This is a genomic window from Pseudomonas sp. HN2-3 (genome assembly GCF_020691745.1).
GTDB lineage: Bacteria > Pseudomonadota > Gammaproteobacteria > Pseudomonadales > Pseudomonadaceae > Aquipseudomonas > Aquipseudomonas capeferrum.
Window position 1 is genome coordinate 2,634,730 of sequence record NZ_CP085704.1, and the last position, 21,246, is coordinate 2,655,975.

The 21,246-nt window shown below is 63.6% G+C and carries 20 protein-coding genes; 12 read left to right on the forward strand and 8 right to left on the reverse strand.

What is annotated here, in order from left to right; genetic code table 11:
- The first annotated feature begins 76 nt into the window (after positions 1 to 76).
- The 8 genes from LJX93_RS12040 (at position 77) to LJX93_RS12075 (ending at position 8,190) form a co-directional block, all read left to right on the forward strand.
- A complete protein-coding gene (locus tag LJX93_RS12040; RefSeq protein WP_156310358.1) occupies positions 77 to 1,387 on the forward strand; it encodes a M24 family metallopeptidase in 1,311 nt (436 codons plus the stop codon).
- A 24-nt stretch (positions 1,388 to 1,411) separates the two neighbouring features.
- A complete protein-coding gene (locus LJX93_RS12045; protein ID WP_152604613.1) occupies positions 1,412 to 2,203 on the forward strand; it encodes an amino acid ABC transporter ATP-binding protein in 792 nt (263 codons plus the stop codon).
- Entirely contained in the window at positions 2,203 to 2,844 is a 642-nt protein-coding gene (locus LJX93_RS12050; RefSeq protein ID WP_033697539.1) for an amino acid ABC transporter permease, read from the forward strand. The genes LJX93_RS12045 and LJX93_RS12050 overlap by 1 nt, the downstream gene beginning before the upstream one ends.
- Positions 2,841 to 3,509 carry an amino acid ABC transporter permease gene (locus LJX93_RS12055; RefSeq protein WP_033697540.1) on the forward strand — a complete coding sequence of 223 codons (669 nt, stop codon included), beginning with the start codon at positions 2,841 to 2,843 and terminating at the stop codon, positions 3,507 to 3,509. Before LJX93_RS12050 ends, LJX93_RS12055 begins: the two co-directional genes overlap by 4 nt.
- Positions 3,510 to 3,543: 34 nt before the next feature.
- The gene (locus LJX93_RS12060; RefSeq protein ID WP_227697225.1) at positions 3,544 to 4,377 is read left to right on the forward strand and encodes a substrate-binding periplasmic protein; all 834 of its coding nucleotides are present in this window, start codon (positions 3,544 to 3,546) and stop codon (positions 4,375 to 4,377) included.
- Positions 4,378 to 4,532: 155 nt separating this feature from the next.
- Positions 4,533 to 5,507, forward strand: a complete 975-nt coding sequence (gene hemB / locus LJX93_RS12065) for a porphobilinogen synthase (RefSeq protein WP_227697226.1) — start codon at positions 4,533 to 4,535, stop codon at positions 5,505 to 5,507.
- Positions 5,508 to 5,754: 247 nt separating this feature from the next.
- Positions 5,755 to 7,257: a glycine betaine/L-proline transporter ProP gene (gene proP / locus LJX93_RS12070; RefSeq protein ID WP_033697543.1), complete on the forward strand. Its 1,503-nt coding sequence runs from the start codon at positions 5,755 to 5,757 to the stop codon at positions 7,255 to 7,257.
- Between the two features lie 33 nt (positions 7,258 to 7,290).
- Complete coding sequence (locus LJX93_RS12075) at positions 7,291 to 8,190, forward strand: LysR substrate-binding domain-containing protein (protein ID WP_156310350.1); 900 nt, start codon at positions 7,291 to 7,293, stop codon at positions 8,188 to 8,190.
- Between the two features lie 55 nt (positions 8,191 to 8,245).
- On the opposite strand, the gene LJX93_RS12080 is transcribed toward LJX93_RS12075, so the two are convergent.
- The 4 genes from LJX93_RS12080 to LJX93_RS12095 form a co-directional block, all read right to left on the reverse strand.
- Positions 8,246 to 8,947: a YoaK family protein gene (locus tag LJX93_RS12080; RefSeq protein WP_033697545.1), complete on the reverse strand. Its 702-nt coding sequence runs from the start codon at positions 8,945 to 8,947 to the stop codon at positions 8,246 to 8,248.
- 2 nt (positions 8,948 to 8,949) lie between these two features.
- On the reverse strand, positions 8,950 to 9,579 hold the full coding sequence (locus LJX93_RS12085) for a riboflavin synthase (RefSeq protein WP_047583355.1): 630 nt from the start codon (positions 9,577 to 9,579) through the stop codon (positions 8,950 to 8,952).
- A gap of 83 nt (positions 9,580 to 9,662) precedes the next feature.
- The gene (treS, locus tag LJX93_RS12090; protein ID WP_227697227.1) at positions 9,663 to 11,729 is read right to left on the reverse strand and encodes a maltose alpha-D-glucosyltransferase; all 2,067 of its coding nucleotides are present in this window, start codon (positions 11,727 to 11,729) and stop codon (positions 9,663 to 9,665) included.
- A gap of 100 nt (positions 11,730 to 11,829) precedes the next feature.
- Entirely contained in the window at positions 11,830 to 12,747 is a 918-nt protein-coding gene (locus tag LJX93_RS12095; protein ID WP_033697548.1) for a LysR family transcriptional regulator, read from the reverse strand.
- 120 nt (positions 12,748 to 12,867) lie between these two features.
- On the opposite strand from LJX93_RS12095, the gene LJX93_RS12100 reads away from it, so the two are divergent.
- From LJX93_RS12100 to LJX93_RS12110, 3 genes are all read left to right on the forward strand, one after another.
- Entirely contained in the window at positions 12,868 to 13,626 is a 759-nt protein-coding gene (locus LJX93_RS12100; protein ID WP_095065026.1) for a 5-oxoprolinase subunit PxpA, read from the forward strand.
- A 93-nt stretch (positions 13,627 to 13,719) separates the two neighbouring features.
- Positions 13,720 to 14,607 (forward strand): 5-oxoprolinase subunit B family protein, encoded by an 888-nt coding sequence (locus LJX93_RS12105; RefSeq protein ID WP_227697228.1) that lies wholly within the window; start codon positions 13,720 to 13,722, stop codon positions 14,605 to 14,607.
- Entirely contained in the window at positions 14,604 to 15,575 is a 972-nt protein-coding gene (locus LJX93_RS12110) for a biotin-dependent carboxyltransferase family protein (protein ID WP_227697229.1), read from the forward strand. Before LJX93_RS12105 ends, LJX93_RS12110 begins: the two co-directional genes overlap by 4 nt.
- Positions 15,576 to 15,750: 175 nt before the next feature.
- Here the strand turns inward: LJX93_RS12110 and LJX93_RS12115 are convergent, their stop codons facing one another.
- The 4 genes from LJX93_RS12115 to LJX93_RS12130 all read right to left on the reverse strand — a co-directional run bounded on the left by LJX93_RS12115 (position 15,751) and on the right by LJX93_RS12130 (position 19,316).
- Positions 15,751 to 16,560: an autotransporter outer membrane beta-barrel domain-containing protein gene (locus LJX93_RS12115; protein WP_227697230.1), complete on the reverse strand. Its 810-nt coding sequence runs from the start codon at positions 16,558 to 16,560 to the stop codon at positions 15,751 to 15,753.
- The gene (locus LJX93_RS12120) at positions 16,541 to 17,050 is read right to left on the reverse strand and encodes an SGNH/GDSL hydrolase family protein (protein ID WP_227697231.1); all 510 of its coding nucleotides are present in this window, start codon (positions 17,048 to 17,050) and stop codon (positions 16,541 to 16,543) included. Before LJX93_RS12120 ends, LJX93_RS12115 begins: the two co-directional genes overlap by 20 nt.
- A gap of 215 nt (positions 17,051 to 17,265) precedes the next feature.
- Positions 17,266 to 18,105, reverse strand: coding sequence for a TIGR03915 family putative DNA repair protein (locus LJX93_RS12125; protein WP_033697553.1), 840 nt, complete (start codon positions 18,103 to 18,105; stop codon positions 17,266 to 17,268).
- Positions 18,096 to 19,316 carry a putative DNA modification/repair radical SAM protein gene (locus LJX93_RS12130; protein WP_095065032.1) on the reverse strand — a complete coding sequence of 407 codons (1,221 nt, stop codon included), beginning with the start codon at positions 19,314 to 19,316 and terminating at the stop codon, positions 18,096 to 18,098. Before LJX93_RS12130 ends, LJX93_RS12125 begins: the two co-directional genes overlap by 10 nt.
- Before the next feature lie 146 nt (positions 19,317 to 19,462).
- On the opposite strand from LJX93_RS12130, the gene mqo reads away from it, so the two are divergent.
- On the forward strand, positions 19,463 to 21,052 hold the full coding sequence (mqo, locus tag LJX93_RS12135; protein ID WP_033697555.1) for a malate dehydrogenase (quinone): 1,590 nt from the start codon (positions 19,463 to 19,465) through the stop codon (positions 21,050 to 21,052).
- The last annotated feature ends 194 nt before the right edge of the window (positions 21,053 to 21,246 follow it).

Sequence of the window (21,246 nt, forward strand, 5' to 3'; positions counted from 1 at the left end):
ACTATAAACCCAGCACCACCCGCTGTTACTGCCCTGGCTCCAACAACGACAACGATATCCAGTGGAGAGTGTAACCATGCACATCGGTACCCAATCGACCGAGCAGCCCTGCCTGCTCGCCCCGTCATCCCTGCAGTTTCGCACCGACGCCAGCGTCACCGGCCATGCCCTGGCACCGGTAGACAGCGGCCTGCTCGCGGCCCAGGCCGCCATCGACCGCAAGGCCCTGCGCGAATACCGCCTGCAGCGTATTCGCCAGCAACTGCGTGCGCACGACTATGGCGGCATCCTGCTCGCCGACCCGATCAACATCCGCTATGCCACCGACACCAACAACCTTGGCCTGTGGGTGATGCACTCGCCCAGCCGTTATGTGTTCGTGCCCACGGAAGGGCCGGTGGTGCTGTTCGAGTTCACCAGCAGCCGGCACAACAGCGAGCACGTCGAGACCATCGACGAGATCCGCCCGGCGCTGCCCTGGTTGTACTTTCTGGCCGGCCCCAGGGTCGATGAGAAGGCGGCCTTGTGGGCGGCGGAAGTGGCCGAGCTGATGCTGCGCCACAGTGGCGGCAATCGCCGCCTGGCGGTTGACCGTTGTGACCCTTGGGGGGCCGAGAAGCTCAAGGCCAAAGGCATCGCGTTGTTCGACGCCCAGCCGTTGATGGAGCAGGCGCGGCTGATCAAGTCCGCCGAGGAAATCGCCAGCCATCGGGTGTCCATGGCCGTGTGCGACCTGGCCATCGCCCGCATGCGGGCCAGCCTGGTGCCGGGTATTACCGAAAACCAGCTGTGGAGCATCCTCCACGGCACCAACGTGGCCCAGGGCGGCGAGTGGGCCGAGAGCCGCCTGCTCAGCTCCGGTCCGCGCACCAACCCGTGGTTCCAGGACGCCACCGACAAAGTCATCGAGGCGGGCGAGATGGTCTGCTTCGACACCGACATGGTCGGCCCCGGCGGTTACCTGTCGGACATCTCGCGCAGCTTCGTCTGCCCTGGCAAACCAGTGACCGGGGCCCAGCGCGCGCTGCTCGACATTGCCTCGCAGCAGGTCAGCCATAACCTCCAGCTGCTGCGCCCGGGGCTTTCATTCCGCGAGTTCGCCGCGCACTGCTGGCCGGTGCCGCAGCGGTTCGAGCACAACCGCTACATGATGATGCTGCACGGGGTGGGCCTGGTCGACGAGTACCCCAGCGTGGCCTACGCCGTGGACTTTGCCGAATGGGGCTACGACGGCGTGTTCGAGGAGAACATGGTGGTCTCGGTCGAGAGCTACATCGGCGAGCAAGGCGGGCGCGAGGGCGTCAAGCTTGAAGAGCAGGTGCTGATCACCGCCCAGGGTGCGGTCAAGCTGTCGAGCACGCCGCTGGTCGACGACGACCGCTATTGAGGGGAGGGCCTGCACATGAACCCGATGAGTATCCCCCTGCGTCAGGTGCCGCCAGTGCCTGCAGTGAAGCCTGCGTTTCTGCGCCTGGAATCGCTTTACAAACAGTTTGGCAAATACGAGGTGCTGCACGACGTCAACTTCGAGATGAGCAAGGGCGAGGTCGTGGCCATCATTGGCCCCAGCGGCTCGGGCAAGAGCACCTTGTTGCGCTGCATCAATCAGCTTGAGCCGCCGACGCGTGGACGTATCCGCCTTGATGAGCTGGACATCGACGCCGCCACGCCGATGGCGCGGGCGGACCTTTTGAAACTGCGCCGGCGTATCGGCATGGTGTTCCAGTCGTTCAACCTGTTCCCGCACCTGACGGTGCTACGCAATGTCAGCCTGGCGCAGGTCCGAACCCTGGGGCGCAGTGAGCGCGAGGCCGATGCGCGCTCGATGCAGTTGCTGGAGCGCGTGGGCCTGGCGGACAAAGCCGGGCATTATCCGGCGCGCTGTTCGGGCGGGCAGCAGCAACGCATCGCCATCGCCCGCGCCCTGGCGCTGGAGCCGCAGTTGATGCTGTTCGATGAACCGACATCGGCACTGGACCCGGAGCTCGGTCTGGAGGTGCTGGCGGTGATGAAGGAGCTGGCCGGGGAGGGCATGTCGATGATCGTCGTGACCCACGAAATGCACTTTGCCGAGACCGTCTCCGACCGCGTGGTGGTCATGGCCGAGGGCCGCATCATCGAACAGGGCCCGAGTGCCCAGGTGATGCGCCAGCCACGCCATGAACGGGTGAGCAAGTTCCTCCAGGCTGTGAGGAACCGCTGATGAACGATATCCTCATGATGCTGCTGGCGGGCGTGCCGTGGACCGTGGGTGTGACCGTCTGCGCCTTTGCTGTCGGTGTGGTGCTGGGGTTCCCGCTGTGTGCGCTGCGCATGTCACAGGTGCCGTCGTTGCGGGTATTGGGCGCGGCTCTGGTGCTGACCTTGCGTTCGATCCCGCCGATCGTCTGGCTGTTCTTCATCTTTTTCGGCATTGGCGGCGGCTATGTCACGTTGTCGCCGTTTGTCGCAGCGGTGGTCGGCCTTGGCCTGATTACCGCCGCGCAGATGGCCGAGGTCTACCGGGGCGCCTTTGCGGCGATCCCCGATGGCCAGTATGAAGCCGCCCATGTGCTCAACCTGTCAGCGCCGCAGCGTTTCTTCGATGTGGTGTTGCCGCAGCTGGTGCGCATTTCCATCCCGACAGCGGCCACCTACGCCATCGGCCTGCTCAAGGACTCTGCGGTGGCGTCGACGCTGGGTGTCGCGGATATCAGCTTCCAGGCGTACCAGGTTTCGCAGCAAACCTTCCAGGGGCTGGGCGTGTACAGCGCGGCTGCGCTGGTGTACCTGGTGCTCAGCGTGCCGGTGGCGCTGGCTTCGCGCTGGTTGTCGAGCACCTTGCAACGGAGGATCAGCCTATGAACGCGCTGCTGACACTGTGGGCGCAGTGGTTTCCGGAGTTATGGAAGGGCTTTGTCCTGTCGTTGCAGGTGACCGCCATCAGCCTGCTGCTGGGCATCGCGCTGGGGCTGCTGCTGGCCCTGGGCGTAGGCGCCAGGGGCAAGGCCATACGCTACCCGGCGTTGATCATCGTCGAACTGGGGCGGGGGGCGCCGGCATTGATCCTGTTGCAGTACTTCTACTTCGGCCTGCCGTCGGTGAACCTGACCTTGACCTCGTTCTGGGCGGCCGTGCTGGCGTTGGCGTACTGCACGGCGGCGTACACCAGCGAGATCATCCGCGGCGGCATCGAGGCGGTTGCCCGTGGCCAGCACGAGGCGGCTGATGTGATTGGCCTGAACCGGGTCGATGCCCTGCGCTATGTGATCCTGCCCCAGGCCTTGCGGGTGGCGCTGCCGTCGTTGCTCGGCTTCTCGATCATGATGTTCCAGGCTTCTTCGCTGTGTTTCACCATCGCCTTGCCTGAGATCGTCAGCCGCGCCTCGGCCATCGGCTCCTCGACGTTCCAGTACATGCCGGTGCTGGTGCTGGCCGGGCTGATGTACGCGGCAGTCTGCGCGCCGGCCAGCCTGGGCGTGGCTGCCCTGGAGCGACGCTTGGCGCCCGGCGTGCAACCTGCTTGCTGATGCTGCTTTTACATTCACTTCCTGAAAGGTACCCGTGATGAAACCATTCAAGCGCGTTACCCGTTGCCTGAGCCTGTGCCTGGCCCTGGTCGGCAGCGCCCAGGCCATGGCCGAGTGCAAACCCACCCACACGTTCGAAACCCTGACCCCTGGTGTGCTCACCGTCGCGGCCTGGGTCTTCCCACCGTACTCGATCCCTGGCACCGGCCAGGCACTGGGCGGCGTTGATGGCGAGATCATCAAGCAGATCGCGGCCCGGGAGTGCCTGACCATCAAGGTCAGCGTGCTCGACCCCTCGGCGGCAATCCAGTCGGTGGTGGCCCGCCGTGCCGACGTGGTCATTGGCGACTGGTACCGCACGGCGGAGCGCGGCAAGGTGCTGGGGCTGTCGGCGCCGTTGTACCTGGACGTGATGGGCATCATCTCGCCCCAGGGCTATGCCAAGGTCAGCGAGCTGGAGGGCAAGCGCGTGGGGACGGTGCAGGGCTACCTGTGGGTCAGTGACCTGAAGACGGTGCTGGGCGACGACCTGGTGCTGTACCCCAACCCGGTGGCCATGGCCCAGGACCTGGCCTCGGGGCGCATCGAGGCCGGCATCGACAGCCATGCGGTGGCCGTCGCCTCGCAGCAGAAGGGGGCGTACAAGGGCGCCAGCATCAAAGTGTCCGAGCCGGATCCACGGGTCAAGGCGACCGAGCAACCGGGGCAAACCAGCATCCCTTACATGCTGAGCAACGTCGAACTGGGCAAGGCGCTGGATGCCAACATCCAGGCGTTGCATGGCAGTGGCGAGATTGCCCGCATACTTGAGGCGCATGGGCTGGATCGGCAGGCGGCAGATGTGGGGGCGCCGCGGTTGGTGGAGTGAAGTGCCTATACCGGCCTCTTCCCGGGTTTACCCGCGAAGAGGCACGGCTAATCCAGGCTATTACCCTTGATGCAAGACACAATCTCTTCATTCAGCCTTTTCACTGGGGCTCAACAGGCATATGGTGTACGCCGTCCATATTCCCTGGAGCTGTCATGTCCAACCGTTTCCCCTCCGTTCGTCCTCGTCGCTTGCGCCAGAACGAATCCCTGCGTTCGATCTTCCAGGAAACCGAGTTCCGCCTTGAAGACCTGATCCTGCCGATCTTCGTCGAAGAAGGCATCGATGATTTCGTGCCGATCACCAGCATGCCGGGTGTCAATCGCATCCCTGAAAAACGGCTGGCGCAAGAAATCGAGCGCTACGCCCGTGCCGGCATCAAGTCGGTGATGACCTTTGGCGTCTCGCACCACCTGGACGAGGTCGGCAGTGACACCTGGAACGAAAACGGCCTGGTGGCGCGCATGGCGCGGATCTGCAAGGACACCGTGCCGGAAATGGTGGTGATGTCCGACACCTGCTTCTGCGAATACACCAGCCACGGCCATTGCGGTGTGGTGCACGACCACGGTGTGGACAACGACGCCACCCTGGTCAACCTGGGCAAGCAGGCCGTGATCGCGGCCGCCGCCGGCGCCGACTTCATCGCGCCATCGGCGGCGATGGACGGCCAGGTCCAGGCGATTCGGGGTGCGCTGGATGCCGCAGGCTTCCATGACACGGCAATCATGGCCTATTCGACCAAATTCGCCTCGTCGCTCTATGGCCCGTTCCGCGAGGCCGGCGGTACCGCCCTCAAAGGCGACCGCAAGAGCTACCAGATGAACCCGATGAACCGCCGCGAAGCCGTGCGCGAATCGTTGCTCGACGAACAGGAAGGGGCCGATGTGCTGATGGTCAAACCGGCCGGCGCCTACCTTGACGTGATCGCCGACATCCGCGCTGCTTCGCGCCTGCCACTGGCGGCCTACCAGGTCAGTGGTGAATACGCGATGATCAAGTTCGGCGGCCTGGCCGGTGCCATCGATGAAGGGCGCGTGATGCGTGAAAGCATCGGTGCCATCAAGCGGGCGGGTGCCGACCTGATCCTGACCTACTTCGCCATGGACCTGGCGCGAGAAGGTATCTGATAGGGCCGCCTGCCTTGTGGGGGCGGCCTGTAGGAGCGGCCTTGCGTCGCGAAAGGGGCGCGTAGCGGCCCCAGGTTCTGTGGCGCAGCAAAAATCGCCGGGGCCGCTACGCAGCCCTTTCGCGACGCAAGGCCGCTCCTACAAGCCCCCAGCCTGCCCTGAAACTACAAAAATTCATTAAGCGCTGAATTATTTAGTGTCCCTTAGTCTCTGATGCCATAGAGCATTCAGCGACAGGGATATAAGCATGAAATCTCGCAAGAAAAGCGTCAAACCGATCGGCCTGAAAGACATCACCATCGTCGACGACGCCAAGATGCGCAAAGCGATCACCGCCGCCGCCTTGGGCAACGCGATGGAATGGTTCGACTTCGGCGTCTATGGCTTCGTCGCCTACGCACTCGGCAAGGTGTTCTTCCCCAACGCCGACCCCAGCGTGCAGATGATCGCCGCCTTGGCCACCTTCTCGGTACCCTTCCTGATCCGCCCGCTGGGCGGGTTGTTCTTTGGGGCACTGGGCGACAAGTTCGGCCGGCAGAAGATTCTCGCCGCCACCATCGTGATCATGTCGTTGAGCACCTTTGCCATCGGCCTGATACCGTCCTATGCCTCGATCGGCATCTGGGCGCCGATCCTGCTGCTGCTGGCCAAGATGGCCCAGGGCTTCTCGGTAGGCGGTGAATACACCGGGGCCTCGATTTTCGTCGCCGAGTACGCGCCCGACCGCAAGCGCGGCTTCCTCGGCAGTTGGCTGGATTTTGGCTCCATCGCAGGGTTTGTTCTCGGTGCGGGCGTGGTGGTGTTGATTTCCACCGTGCTGGGCGAGGAGCAGTTCCTTGAGTGGGGCTGGCGCCTGCCGTTCTTCCTGGCCTTGCCGCTGGGCATCATTGGCCTCTACCTGCGCCACGCGCTGGAGGAGACACCGGCATTCCAGCAGCACGTCGAAAAGCTCGAACAAGGCGACCGCGAAGGCCTGGCCTCCGGCCCCAAGGTGTCGTTCAAAGAGGTGGCCACCCAGCACTGGCGCAGCCTGGTGACCTGCGTTGGCGTGGTGATCGCCACCAACGTCACGTACTACATGCTGCTCACCTACATGCCCAGCTACCTGTCGCACAACCTGCACTACAGCGAAGACCACGGGGTGCTGATCATCATCGCGATCATGGTCGGCATGCTGTTCGTGCAGCCGATCATCGGGCTGCTCAGTGACAAGTTCGGGCGCCGGCCTTTCATCATGGTCGGCAGTGTCGGCCTGTTCGCGCTGGCTATCCCAGCCTTCATGCTGATCAACAGCGGCGTGCTTGGGCTGATTTTCGCCGGGCTGTTGATCATTGCCGTGCTGCTGAACTTCTTCATCGGCGTGATGGCATCGACATTGCCAGCGATGTTCCCCACGCACATTCGCTATAGCGCCCTGGCCAGCGCGTTCAACATCTCGGTACTGATCGCCGGCCTTACCCCGACCCTGGCCGCCTGGCTCGTAGAAAGCACGGGCAACCTGTACATGCCGGCCTACTACCTGATGGTGATTGCGGCCGTCGGCCTGGTCACCGGCCTGACCATGAAGGAAACCGCCAACAAACCCCTGCGCGGCGCGGCGCCTGCCGCGTCTGACATCGAGGAAGCACGCGAGCTGCTGCAGGAGCACCACGACAACATCGAGCAGAAAATCGAAGACATCGACACGCAGATTGCAGAGCTTGAGGCCAAACGCAAATTGCTGGTGCAGCAACATCCGCGTATCGAGTAAGGTACAAGGCCCTTTACTCAGTAGATAACTTATATGGCCGAGGGCTTTTCGGCGCTACCGCCACTCAATGGCTTGCGGGTGTTCGAGGTGGTATCACGCCACCTCAACTTCCGCCTGGCAGCGGACGAGCTGGGGGTAACCCAGGCGGCGGTGGCGCAGCAGGTTCGCGGGCTGGAGGCGAACCTTGGGGTCAAACTGTTCGAACGGTTGCCCAGGGGCCTGAGGCTAACCGGCGCCGGCCAGCGCTATAGCGCCGATATCCGCAGTGCGTTCGCTTTGATCGCCTCGGCTACCCAGGCGCTGCACCCCGATGCGTCCCACCTGACGGTCAGCGTTACGCCCACCTTTGCGGCGAAGTGGCTGATCCCTCGGCTGGCGTCACTTGCCCATGACCACCCCGATATCGACCTGCAGGTACTGGCCACTGATCGCCTCTCGCAGTTCCGCCCTGAGGGCGTGGATATCGCGGTGCGCTACGGCCGCCCACCGTTCGGCCCGGCCTTGCATGTCGAGCCTTTCCTCAAGCAACGCATCGTCGCCGTGGCAAGCCCTGGGCTACTAGCGCAACTGGGCAAGCCGGCTTCCCTTGACGACTTGCACCGCTTCGCGCTGCTGCACGATGCGCACAATTTCTGGCCAACCTTTATCGGCGAGGTCTTTGCGCAGCCGCTGTTGGCTGGGGCCAAGAATGTGCGCTTCAACCAGACATCGTTGGCGATCGATGCTGCAGTGGCCGGGCAGGGGCTCGCCTTGGCCAGCGACTTCTTCGTACGCAACGACATTGAAGCAGGGCGGTTGGCCTTGGTGTTCGAGCAGCAATTGGTGCTGGAGCGGGCGTTTTACCTGGTCTGGCCGCGCAATGCCTATCAAGCGCCAGCACTGGAGAGGGTGCGCAGCTGGTTGTTGCAACAGGCGCAGGCATCTGGTCAGTAGTTTTTCTATCGTCTATTGCATCAAGGTCGATGGCCGTATCATGCGCAGCATCTGATCAGCGTGGCATGTAGCCCAGTTGCCATGAGCGCGGAATGAACCGCGTCACCAAGGCCAGCAGGCACGCCAGCGCGCAACTGCCCGCCAGCGCCTGCAAGCCCAAGCGGTGCTCCAGCCAGGCGCCAAGGGCGGCGCCCAGCAGCATGCCGGCCCAAGGCACCAGCTGCACCCGCCAGCCATTGCGCCGCTCGCCCAGCACCCAGCGGCCCAGGCCGCGGCCGAAGCGGGACAGGGCACCGGTGACATAGGTCAGGCCGATGGGCAGGCCATTCACCTGCTCGACCACCGCATTGATCATGCCCATGGCCAGCGTCGCCGCAAGCAACGCCGGAAAGGTCGCGGCCAGCGGCCAGGCCGCAGCGCCACCCAGCAGCCCCGCGACCACCAGCAGTACCGGCCAGGCGCGGCGCCGAAAGCTGCGGGCCAGCAACACGCCCAGGGCATTACCGGCGACGAAGCCGAGTACCGCTCCGCTCAGGCGCAGCACCATGGCCGCATCCGCCTCACTGATCGCGACGGCCAGGCGGGTGGTGTTGCCGCTCATGAACGAAACAAAGTCGCCCAGGGCCAATAGGCCGATGGCATCGGTCATGCCGGCCAGCACCGACAGCCCGGCCACCAGCCCCAGGCCCACCCGGCCTCGCAGGCTGCGCAGCTTCAGCCGCCGCGCACTGTGCGATGTCAACGCGTTGGGCAGCATGTTCAGGGCAACAGCTTTTCGCGGGCCAGGGTACCCTTGAGGGTGCGTTCGACCACATCGACCAACACCATGGTCTGGTGGTCCACTTCGATGTTTAGCAGCTCGCCGGCCTGGTAGTTGGCGAAGGTGGTCTGGCGTAAGGTTTCGGGGATCAGGTTGATGGTGATGACGGTGTCTTCGACATCAGCGACGGTCAGGCTGCAGCCGTTCACACCAAGGAACCCGCGGGGGAACACGTACTTGGCCCACTCGGGCGGCATGCGGAACTTGATGAACGCACCGGTCGGTTGGATCGACAGTTCGACGATATCGGCGGTGGTGGCGATGTGGCCCGCCATCAAGTGGCCGCCGATCTCGGCGTTCATCTTGGCCGAGCGTTCGATGTTCACGCCCTGGCCAGCCTTCAAGCAGCGCAGGTTGGTGCGCTCCAGGGTGGCGTTCATGGCGTCGAATTTCACCTCGGTGCCGTCGATCTCGGTAACCGACAAGCAGGTACCCTCGACACTGACGCTGGCGCCGATCTTGAGTTCGTCGAGCAGCTCCGGGGTGAGGTCGAGGGTGAACTGCTTGTGGCCTGGGTAGGTGTTCACCGCAAGCAGAGGGCGGACGGCCTGGACGATGCCGGTGTACATGGAAGTTGCTCCTGGGCACGGGAAAATGAAGTCACCCGGAAACTAAGCCTGTGAAGCGGTAAAAGCAAGGTGGCCGCGACCGTTCAGACATGCCCGCTGCTGTTCACGATGCGCAGGCTCAGTGCCTCGTAAGGGTCCAGGTTCACCACCAGCCGCCCATCTTCGGTCAAGTCGCCCTCGACCGTTTCATTGATCATGTCCACCACCGGCCCCGGCGTGAAGCCGGTCAAGTGCAGCGCTTCGCTGATCACCGTCTGGCCAAAATTCAGCGCGCTGATCTGCACCCCGCGCCCGGCCGGCAGCTCGTGCACCATCACCAGCAACCCAGGGCTGCTGACCTCGGGCACCAGCACCTGGCGGCTGGTGGCGATACCGTAGGCCTGGCGCACGGCAAGCAGCTTCTTCACCTTGCTGGCGAATGAATCGGGGTGTTCCAGCTGGCTGTCGAGGCTGCCGTAAAGCGCGCGGGCACGGGGCATGCCGCGCACCGAGGCCTCGGCGTGCGGGGCAAGGCCGGCCAGGTCGTAGCCGCCGCGGTGGATCCAGCGGGTGTCGCCATCGAGCATGCGTTCTGCCACCGCCTCGGCGGGCAAGGGCAGGGCTCCGACCAGGTCCCAGCCGGACAGCGCCACCACGCCAGGCTGCATGGCGTTGTACATCACCAGCAGCAGGTGAATCTTCTGGATACGCTCGATATCCGCTGCGTTGATCTGATCGAGGTCGCGGATGCCGAGGGCGGCCGTGATCAGGCTGGCGGTGGTACAGGCGATGCCGTTGGTGACGAAGCGCAGGTTGTAAGGGGCATGTTCGCCCGACAGACGTTCGTAGATTTCTTCGCGAATGTGCTCTCGCAGGATGTTGCCGGGCAGGGTCTGGCCCTTGTACAGGTACATGTCGTGGGCGTGCAGGGTCCAGAAGTGCACCAGTTCGACGGTCAGCTCGTCATGGTTCTGCAAAGCATGGATCAACGAAGCCGGGTCGATGCCGAAACCGTGCATTTCCTTGAGCATCAGGCGCAGGAATTCGGTGTCGCCGGTCAGCAGCGCGTGCTGGTAGGCCGGGCGGGTGATGAAGTCGTAGGACAGGTCGGCGCCGCCCTTGGACATCAGGGCAATGTCGTCGATCGTCAGGTTCAGCTCCTGGAAGCTGAAACCGCCCGCCTTGCGAATCATGCCGCCAATCAGCTGGTTGCCGACGATCGACAGGGGGTGGCTCTCGGACCAGGCCGTGCCCTCAAGGCGGGTTTCCACCCCGAGAAACCCATTGGCGTCCAGGCGCAGGCCCCGCGCGCCAAGGCAGTCCAGCGCATGCAGGGCATCGCCGATAATCATCTGCTGGGCGGCAAATGTCGGGTCGAGCCAGTTGAGCGACGGCTGGCCTTCCTTGAAGTAGTGCAGGTACACCCAGCGCCGGGTCTTGCCGTCGACGCCGGTGACCGGCGGGGTGACGCTCCAGTCGGTCTCCTTGACCCCAGGCTCGAAGAAGATCACCCGCTGCAACTGGCCGACGATGTAGTGGCGTGCCTTGAGCGCATCGCACACGGCCGGCAGCAGGTTGATCGAATCGCGCCCTGCGGGTACGTCGGGCAGCAGCGGCCAGTCTTCCTCGCGCACCTCGACCATGTGGTAAAGCCCGGGGTAGGCGCCGTGGGCCAGTTCTGCCAGGCGGAAGTCGGCGCCTTTGCCAGTGTGCGAAGGGATCAGGTCATCGATGGTCACGGCGTTGTGCGCCGCGGCCATGCGGCTCATCTGGATCAGCTCCTGCTCGCTGCCGTAGAGCGGGTCGATGTCGAAGGTGATGCGGTCGAAGTTGCCGTCCACGCTGGGGGTGAACTCGCGGCCGCGCACGCCGCCAGACTGCTTGATCGGGCCGGTGTGCACGCCTTGTATGCCGATCTCCGACAAGCGCTTCCACAAGGCTTCGTGGGCCAGGGCCGAGAGCACCGAGCAGTCATCGGGGGCGATGATAGCGTCAGGGTAGACAGTGAGCCACACCGAGGCGATCTCGGTTGCGCGGCGGGGCTGGGCCTCGGCATAGGGGTTTTGCCACAGGCGCGATTGCCCCGAATACAAAAGGGCCCGCTGCTGGGAGGCCTTGAGCATGGAATGGTCTTCGAGCCACTGGATGTATGACGGGTCGGGTTGAGTCATCTCGCGTCCTCTCTGCGTGTCGGCACCGGCCACAGTTATGACGGCTTCGCACGCGGAACGTTCGCAATGCCTGCGCGGCGTGTTCCCAGGGGGAAAAGGGTCAGCGCCGCGCCGACAGCTGCTGCGGTGCCAGAAACGCACTGTGGAAGTAGTTGCGCAACGCCTGCATGGCCGGGCTGAACGCCCGCTCGCGGTGCCAGGCCAGGCCCACGCTCATCGGCGTCACCGGGTCGCTGATGGTCACCGTCTCGATCCGCTTGCCTTCCAGCGACCAGGGCCTGTGCACCAGGTCGGAGAGGATCGCCACGCCGCTGCCATTGGCCACCATGCTGCGCACGGCCTCCACCGAGCTGGTCCGCACGCGCACGCTGGGCCGCTGCCCGGCCTGCTCCCAGTAGCGCATGGCGCTTTGTTCGGCCTCGTCCACCGTCAGCAGAATGAACGGTTCGCCGGCCACATCCGCCAGGCTCACCGCAGAGCGCTCGCACAGCGGGTGGTGGCCGGGCAGCCACAGTCGGCGTTCGGAGTTGAAGAGGGTTTCCGAGACGATGTCCGGGTGGGTGAGGTTGGCGGTGAGCACCACAGCCATGTCGAAACGGCCCTCAAGCAGGCCCTGTTCGATGGCGCTGCGCTCCTGTTCATGCACGTGCAGGGTCACGTCCGGGTGCCAGTGTTCCAGCCGTTGCAGGTGGTGCGGCAGGAAGTAGCCCATCACGGTATAGCTGGCGGCCAGGCGCAGCAGGCCGCTGGCGCGCACGTCAGGCAGCGGGCTGTTCAGCGCGTCGTCCACGCTGCGCAGAATCACATAGGCCCGGTTGAGAAAATGCCGGCCAGCCTCGGTCAGGCTCATACCTTGGGCCGAGCGCTGGAACAGCAGCACACCGAGCATCGCCTCCAGTTCCTTGATCGCCGTGGTCACGGCCGATTGAGAGATGTTCAGGTGGATCGCCGCCTGGGAAATCTGGCCGATCTCGGCAGTGGCCACGAAGTAGCGGACCTGGCGCAGGGTCAGTGACACGGTTGGCTCCCGGTGTATCTGATTTTCAGAAGACACCCTATCTGTTTATAGATCTTCCCAAGGGGGAGAGGAGAATCTAACGTGGCTTTCACGCAGTCACAAGCACCAGGAGCTACATTCATGCAGGTGGTGGATTTCAATTCGGACATGGGAGAGGGATTCGGCCCGTGGACCATTGGTGACGGCGTCGACGAGGCGTTGATGGCTTTCATCAGCTCGGCCAACATTGCGACTGGCTTCCATGCCGGCGACCCGGGCACCATGCGCCGTACTGTCGAGCGGGCCAAGGCGCTAGGGGTGGCGGTCGGGGCACACCCGGGCTTTCGTGACCTGGTCGGTTTCGGCCGGCGACACATCAATGCCCCGGCCCAGGAGCTGGTCGACGACATGCTTTACCAACTGGGCGCGCTGCGTGAAATCGCCCGTGCCCAGGGGGTGACGCTGCAACACATCAAGCCCCACGGCGCGTTGTACATGCACTTGGCGCGCGATGAAGAGGCTGCACGGCTGCTGGTGCAGAACCTGCGTGTGATCGAACCGCAGTTGCTGCTGTACTGCATGCCGGGCTCGGTGATCTGCCGTGTCGCCCAGGCACTCGGGCAGCCGGTGATCCGCGAGTTCTATGCCGACCGCGAGTACGACATGAGCGGCTCTATCGTGTTCACCCGCAACGTGCGCAGCCATGACCCCAAGGCCGTCGCTGAGCGCGTGCTGCGGGCTTGCCAGCAAGGCCTGGTGCGCACGGTAGAGGGGCAGGACCTGGCCATCGAGTTCGATTCCATTTGCCTGCACAGTGATACCCCAGGGGCGCTCGACCTGGTCGAGGCCACGCGCCAGGCGCTCGATCGGGCGGGTATCGAGGTGCGTGCGCCACGCTGAGTTTTATCGGCACCCGGCGCTCAAAGGCCGGGGCCGTTGCATTGAGTTGTTTTCGCCTGCCTTTCTATAAAGATTCCAAGAAAAGGAACAGTCATGGCCGAGCCGGTTGCTTCAACCCCGATCCGCTACAGCTTCGGTGCCGACGAGCACCTGTTTGCCGAAGTCAGTGACAGCATGTCGTTGGAGGCCTTCTTCAAGGGCATGGCCGTCACCCGCGCGGTGGAGCGACTTGGCCTGGAGGGCGTACTCGACGTATGCCTCGCCAATGCCTCGTTCCAGATCCGCTTCGACCCTGACCGCATTGCCCCCCAGGCCCTGCTCGAAGCCGTACGCGGCGCCGAGGCAGAGGCGGTGGCCGAGCGCTCGCTGCAGACCCGCATTATCGAAATCCCGGTGCTGTACAACGACCCGTGGACCCACGAAACCCTGATGCGTTTTCGTGACCGTCACCAGGACCCGAGCAGCACTGACCTTGAGTATGCGGCGCAGGTCAACGGCCTGGCCGATGTCGAGGCGTTCATTGCCGCGCACAGTGGCGCGCCCTGGTTCGTGTCGATGGTCGGCTTCGTTGCCGGCCTACCGTTCATGTTCCAGATGGTCGAGCGCGAGCGGCAGTTGCAGGTGCCCAAGTACCTGCGTCCGCGTACCGACACACCCAAGTTGACCCTCGGCCATGGCGGTTGCTTCGGGTGCATCTACTCGGTGCGCGGAGCAGGCGGCTACCAGATGTTCGGCGTTACCCCGGCGCCGATCTACGACCCGCAGCAGACCTTGGCCTACCTCAAGGCGCACATGGTGTTCTTCCGCCCTGGGGACATCGTGCAGTTCAAGCCTATCGACCGCCGAACCTATGACCAGGCCGTTGCGGATGTGGAGGAGGGCCACTTCAACCTGCGCATTCGCCCGGTGACGTTTTCCCTGGATGCCTTCCTCGCCGACCCGGTCGGCTACCCCAAGACGCTGCAGGAGGTGCTGGCATGATCAAGGTACTCAAACCCGGCCTGGCCACATCGGTACAGGACCTTGGTCGCGAAGGCTATTACCACTTGGGCATTCCGCCGTCCGGGGCGCTCGACCAATATGCCCTGAGCGCCGCCAACCATCTGGTCGGCAACCCGGCAGGTGCAGCAGGGCTGGAATGCGCGCTGGTGGGACCAGAGCTTGAGTTCCAGCACGATGCGCTGGTGGCGGTATGCGGAGCGCAGATGCCCGCCTTGCTCGACGGCCGTGAGCAGCGCCCCGACACCGCGTTTGCGGTCAGGGCAGGGCAGGTGTTGCGTTTCGGCTTCCCCACCGCAGGTGCCCGGGCGTACCTGGCCGTGGCCGGCGGTATCGATGTACCCGAAGTGCTCGGCAGCCGTTCGACCTACGCCCTGGGTGCGTTGGGCGGGCTGCACGGGCGCAAGTTGATGGCGGGTGATGTATTGCCGGTCGGTGTGCCCAGCGGCAAGACCCGGGCTGGCGCGAGCCTGCCGATGGCCCTGCGCCAGGCGCTGGGTGGCGAGGTGGTAGTGCGGGTGGTGCCGGGGTTGTATTTCCATCGCCTGACCGACGCGGCGGCGCAGAGCTTCTTCACTCAGGCGTGGACCGTCGGCGCCGAGGCGGACCGTATCGGCTACCGCTACAAGGGCGCTAGCGCATTGAGCTTCCAGCCACGTGAGCAGCCGTTTGGCGCAGGCTCGGACCCCTCGAACATCGTCGACAGCTGCTATCCGATCGGTTCGATCCAGGTGCCAGCGGGGCTGGAGCCGATCATTCTGCACCGCGATGCGGTGTCGGGCGGCGGGTATGCCATGATCGGCACGGTGATCAGCGCCGACCTGGACCTGATCGGGCAGATGCAGCCCAATCAGCAGGCGCGGTTCTTGGCGGTGAGCCTGGAGCAGGCGTTGGAGGCACGGCGGTCGTACAAGAAGAAGCTGGGGTGCCTGGCCCGGTTGTTTGCTTGATTGCTGGGTGGGTTGAGTGACAGGCCATCGCTATTGCCGAGGGTCTAGTCGCTCGCCTGTATCAGGAAGCATCCTGCTCATACCCTCGCTCAGGTACCTCATTGGTATGACATAGTTCCACCAACCGCTCTTGTGTGCGTTACACCTGGCTAGATGCAGGCTGTCCACACATCGCTCAAAAGCTGCCACTGAAACTCGCAAACAAGCTGGCGTCCTGGGCCTCGCTCTGCAGGGTGGTCGTTGTAACTCCGATACTGGCGCTCACATCGCCTAACACTACCCGCACCCCCAGCAGCGCAGTCACGTAGTAACGGTCGAACTCCAGCCCCGGCACCCGATACGGGCCAGCTCCAGGTACGGTTTGCAGCCATGCGTTGGCCTGCTTGCTGCCTTCAAACGCCTGATCGTAGGTGATCTGTGCATAAGGCTCAAAACGACTTGCTCGTAGACGGGCCTGCCAACCAATTCGACCCACGGTCGAGTCAACCTTTTGATCGTAATAGCCCATGGCGGTGAAGCTTCTATTGCTCTCGACATAGTCATCTAACTCCACCCGCTGCCAGATGATTGCGGCCAGCGGCCCATGTCGCAAATCGCCCACATTGTCGAACTCATAACCTGTGTTAAGGGCCATCGTGAGGTTGTGCCCTTCTGGAGTACCGTTGTGGGTGTGGGTAGCAGGTCCGATCTGAACCTTACGGGTGACGTCATAATCCAGCCAGCTATAGCTGAGCTGGCCATTCACCCACATTCGCTCACCGTACCAGCCACTAAACAGGCCGAGGGTTGAGTCGGACTGCGTGTACCCCCCTTGATGCGCACCGAAGTTAGCCTCCATGCGACCAACACCGGCGAAGCCTCCCATTACAACGCCGTTGCGGGACCAATCGACGCCAAATAAACCAGCAGGGGCCGAGCCGTCGTACAGGCGTCCATGATCATAACGCTGAGTGTCGTTACGAAGGCTACCCCACCACGATGCCAATCTGGTCAGTCACTGTCGCACTGACCACGACTGGCACTTGGCTAGGGTCGACAATAGACGCCATGTCATTGATGCCGCCCCAGACCGTGTACAGCGCCCGGGGATCAGCGACACCACCAGTGGTCGAAAAGTACTGAGCCAGCTGGTCTGTCAACGAGGGGATCGGCCCAAGCTCACCGGCCGCCGGCATGCTCACTCGCGCACCACCCGCAGCGTAATTGTCGCCCGTCTGGCCATTGCCGTTGGCGCTTGCATCCACACCATAGTGGTCAGCCAAATGCTCTGACCAGACCTTGCCCGGATTGGTGGTCAACTTACCTAGCCCAGCTTGAACCCCAGGAGGTAGCAACGGCCGGTAATAGCCACTGTCGGTGTAACTGTCGCCCAGAAAAAGGGTGCGCGAGAAGGGCGCTTCTGTGGCAATTGAAGGCGTTGCGACGAAGAACAGCGCCGTAGCTGCACCAGCAAGTATGCACGTTCTGATCGACATGGAATCTTCCTGATGATGTCCAGACGGGGCCTTGATAGGGGCTCACGAGACAGTCCTTATCGAGCCGAACCATGGCGAATTTTGCGGCGATCATAGGCGTGCCTTACTAAGTGCTGCTACTGACAAAACTAACAGTTCCACGCTGCGTTCAGACGTGCCTGCAAAGACCCCATGTTCGGTCATGCCGTTGAAAATGGGGGCGGTAAGCACGTGCGTTACTCACCTCTACAAATCCGTTTGCCGCGCTGCGAGGCCACTTCCAGCGCCTGCCCATCCCGCTGTTTGCCCTGCCGTGCCAGGCCTTCAAGCTGGGGTATCAGCATGCCTTCCGGCAAATGCCGCCAGAACCGCCCGGGCATATGCAGGCGCAGCGCGTCCGGGTTGAGGCGGGCAGGGTTGAAGGTGTGGCGATAATAGGTGCGCCACAGTTCGGCGCCGGGGTCGTCGGCATGGCGCGCCCACTGCCGCCAGTCATCGGGGCAGTGGCGGCGGTAATCGAAGGCCTGGCCGTCGAAGCGGATGCCATCGGTGGGTGTGGCGATCAACCAGCGTTGTCGGCCCAGGCGGTCGGCGAAGTGCGCACTGGCATCGTGCAGGATGTCGTGGGCGGGCTCGTGATAGGCGACCAGGTCCAGCTGCAGTCGCTCGGCCAACGCCTCGGGCAGGGGGACAAAGCGCACGAAGGCATGCAGGTGGTGCGCCTCACGGCTGACCTGTTTGATCCGCCGGTGCAGCTCACTGCCCAGCCGGTCGCCCGCGAGCATGGCGGTGCGATCGCCATGGGCGACGCGCCAGAGCACTTCGTACAGCAGGTTCCAGCGTTGCGCGCCGCGATAGCAGGCGGCCTGTGCCAACTGGCTCAGTAACGCCGCCGGCACTTTGCCGCGAAACGGGCCGGGGCCTTCAGGCAGCGGTGCCGGCACGGCCAGCAGATCATCGATAGGGCCTTGTGACCAGGTCACCTCGGCCGGGTCGATGCCATGGCCGAGCAGCGTTCGGGCTTGGTCACGCCAGGTGGCGAAGTGGTTATCACAGTCGAGCGCGATCACCCCCACAACCCCATCTGCACAGGCGCTTGTGGCTCGCGCAGGCGTTCGCGCAGCAGGCCGCTGCGCAGCTCGGCCTGGGCCGGGCGGTAGTCGCTGGTGACAATGAACGGCCGGGCCTTGTCCAGTACGCAGCGCAGTTGGATCAGGTCGTCATAGCGGATGCGCCGTTCACGGCGCAGCGCCACCAGGCGCTGCACGCTGCGCAGGCCGATGCCCGGGATACGTGCCAGCAAGGCCGGTTCGGCGCGGTTAACATCCAGCGGGAAAACTTCGCGATTGGCCAGCGCCCAGGCCAGCTTGGGGTCGATGTCCAGTGCCAGGTTGCCGCTATGGCCCAGCAGTTCGCCGGCCTTGTAGCCATAGCCACGCAGCAGGAAGTCGGCCTGGTACAGGCGGTGTTCACGCAACAGCGGCGGCGCCGCCAGGGGCACGCTGCCTGGGCTGTCGGGGATCGGGCTGAAGGCCGAGTAGTACACACGCTTGAGGCCGTAACCCTGGTACAGCGACTCGGCATTGCGCAGCAGCGTGCTGTCATCGGTGGCGTCGGCGCCGACGATGACCTGGGTACTTTGCCCGGCGGGCGTGAAGCGCGGCGCCTTCGGCTCATTGGCCACGGCTTGCTGGCCTTGGTGGATGACTGCCATGGCCTGGCGGATGGTGTGCGCGTGTTTCTCCGGTGCCAGGCGTTTGAGGCTGGCATCGGTCGGCAGCTCGATGTTGACGCTCAGGCGGTCGGCCAGGCGCCCGGCTTCCTCGATCAGCAGCGGGTCGGCGTCGGGTATGGTCTTGAGGTGGATGTAGCCGCGGAAGTTGTGCTCGTCGCGCAGCAACCGTGCCACGCGGATCAGTTGCTCCATGGTGTAGTCGGCCGAGCGGATGATGCCCGAGCTGAGGAACAGGCCGCTGATGCAGTTGCGCCGGTAGAAGTCCAGGGTCAGGCGCACCACTTCTTCCGGGGTGAAGCGCGCCCGCGGTACGTTGCTGGAGCGGCGGTTGACGCAGTACTGGCAGTCGTACAGGCAGAAGTTGGTCAGCAGCACCTTGAGTAGCGACACGCAGCGGCCGTCCGGCGTATAGCTGTGGCAGATGCCCATGCCATTGGTGGCGCCCAGGCCGTCGCCGCCGCGCGAGCTGCGCTTGGGCGCACCGCTGCTGGCGCAGGAAGCATCGTACTTGGCGGCGTCGGCGAGAATGCCGAGTTTGGCGATGAGCTGCATGGTGGCTGACTCGAAACACTGAATATTCATACAGTATTTTGAGCGCGGCCTGATTGCAAGCCCCAGTGATCGAGGTGCCCCAGTAAAACCCTCAGCTAAGCTTGTGCTGGACTTTACGGACAGCTACGAGGCGTGCGGGAGAGGACATGAAAATCACGATCGATGCGAAGTGGGCGCTGGCCGGCCTGGCGCTGGCGATGGGCATGCTCAATGCCCAGGCGGCTGAAACCAAGAAGGTCGATGTGCTGCTGGTGGGCGGCGGTATCATGAGTTCGACCCTGGCTGTCTGGCTCAATGAGCTGGAGCCAGGCTGGTCGATGGAGATGGTCGAGCGCCTGGACAAGGTGGCCGAAGAAAGCTCCAACGGCTGGAACAACGCCGGTACCGGCCACTCGGCCCTGGCGGAGCTGAACTACACGCCAGAGAAGGATGGCAAGATCGACATCAGCAAGGCGGTGGAGATCAACGAGTCGTTCCAGGTGACCCGACAGTTTCTTGCCTGGCAGGTCAAGCAGGGCGTGTTGAAGAACCCCCACTCATTCATCAATACCACCCCGCACATGAGCTTTGTCTGGGGTGACGACAATATCCGCTTCCTGAAAAAGCGCTACGAGGCGTTGCAAGCCAGCCCGCTGTTCAAGCCGATGCAGTATTCCGAAGACCACGAACAGATCCGCAAATGGGTGCCTCTGATGATGGAGGGGCGCGACCCCAACCAGAAACTGGCCGTGACCTGGACGCCGATCGGCACCGACGTCAACTTTGGTGAGATCACCCGGCAGTACGTGGGCTACCTGCAGACCCGGCCAAACTTCGACCTCAAGCTGTCGACCGAGGTCCAGGACATTACCCGTAACGAAGATGGCTCCTGGCATGTGGAGTACAAGAACCTGAAGGACGGCAGCCAGGCCGCCACCGATGCGAAGTTCCTGTTCATCGGTGCAGGGGGCGCGGCGCTGCCGCTGTTGCAGAAGTCCGGTATCGATGAAGCCAAGGACTATGCCGGCTTCCCGGTGGGGGGGTCGTTTCTGGTAACCGACAACCCGGCCATTGCCCAGCGCCATATGGCCAAGGCCTACGGCATTGCGGCGAGCGGCGCCCCGCCCATGTCGGTGCCGCACCTGGATACCCGTGTGCTCGATGGCAAACGCATGATCCTGTTCGGCCCGTTCGCTACCTTCTCGACCAAGTTCCTCAAGCAGGGTTCGTTGCTTGACCTGTTCGCCAGCGCCAGTGTTCACAACGCCTGGCCGATGGTCAGGGTAGGGGTGCGCGAGTTCGACCTGGTGCAGTACCTGGTCGGTCAGGTCTTGCAGTCCGACGATGACCGTTTCGAAGCGCTGCGCACCTACTTCCCCGAAGCCAGGAAGGAAGACTGGCGCCTGTGGCAAGCCGGCCAGCGTGTACAGATCATCAAGAAAGACGAGGCCCAGGGTGGTGTGCTCAAGCTGGGTACCGAAGTGGTCACGTCCAAGGACGGCAGCATCGCCGGCCTGCTGGGGGCATCGCCTGGCGCCTCGACTGCGCCACCGATCATGCTGGATGTGTTGAACAAGGTGTTCAAGGACAAGGTGGCTTCAGCAGCCTGGCAGGCGAAGATCAAACAGATCGTGCCGTCCTATGGCATCCGGCTGAACGAGCATCCGGACAAGGTGCAGGAGGAGTGGACGTATACCAATGAGGTGCTGCAGCTGAATCCGCCGTCGGGTGGTGAAAGCCCAGGTGTCGCGCCATAACGCTGTCAGAGATGTTATGGCTGCAGGGGCCTCTTAGGTTCTGTACGAAAAGGAGGGTTATCCATCGTTATTTGATAGGTGCCTGTCTTAGGTTTGGAGGTGGGGCGGAGATCGAGCGCCGCCCGCGCGGCGCTCGATCTGATAGGCGCTGAAAATGACAAGCCAGGCACTTGGTGGCCCCGAATACAATCTCC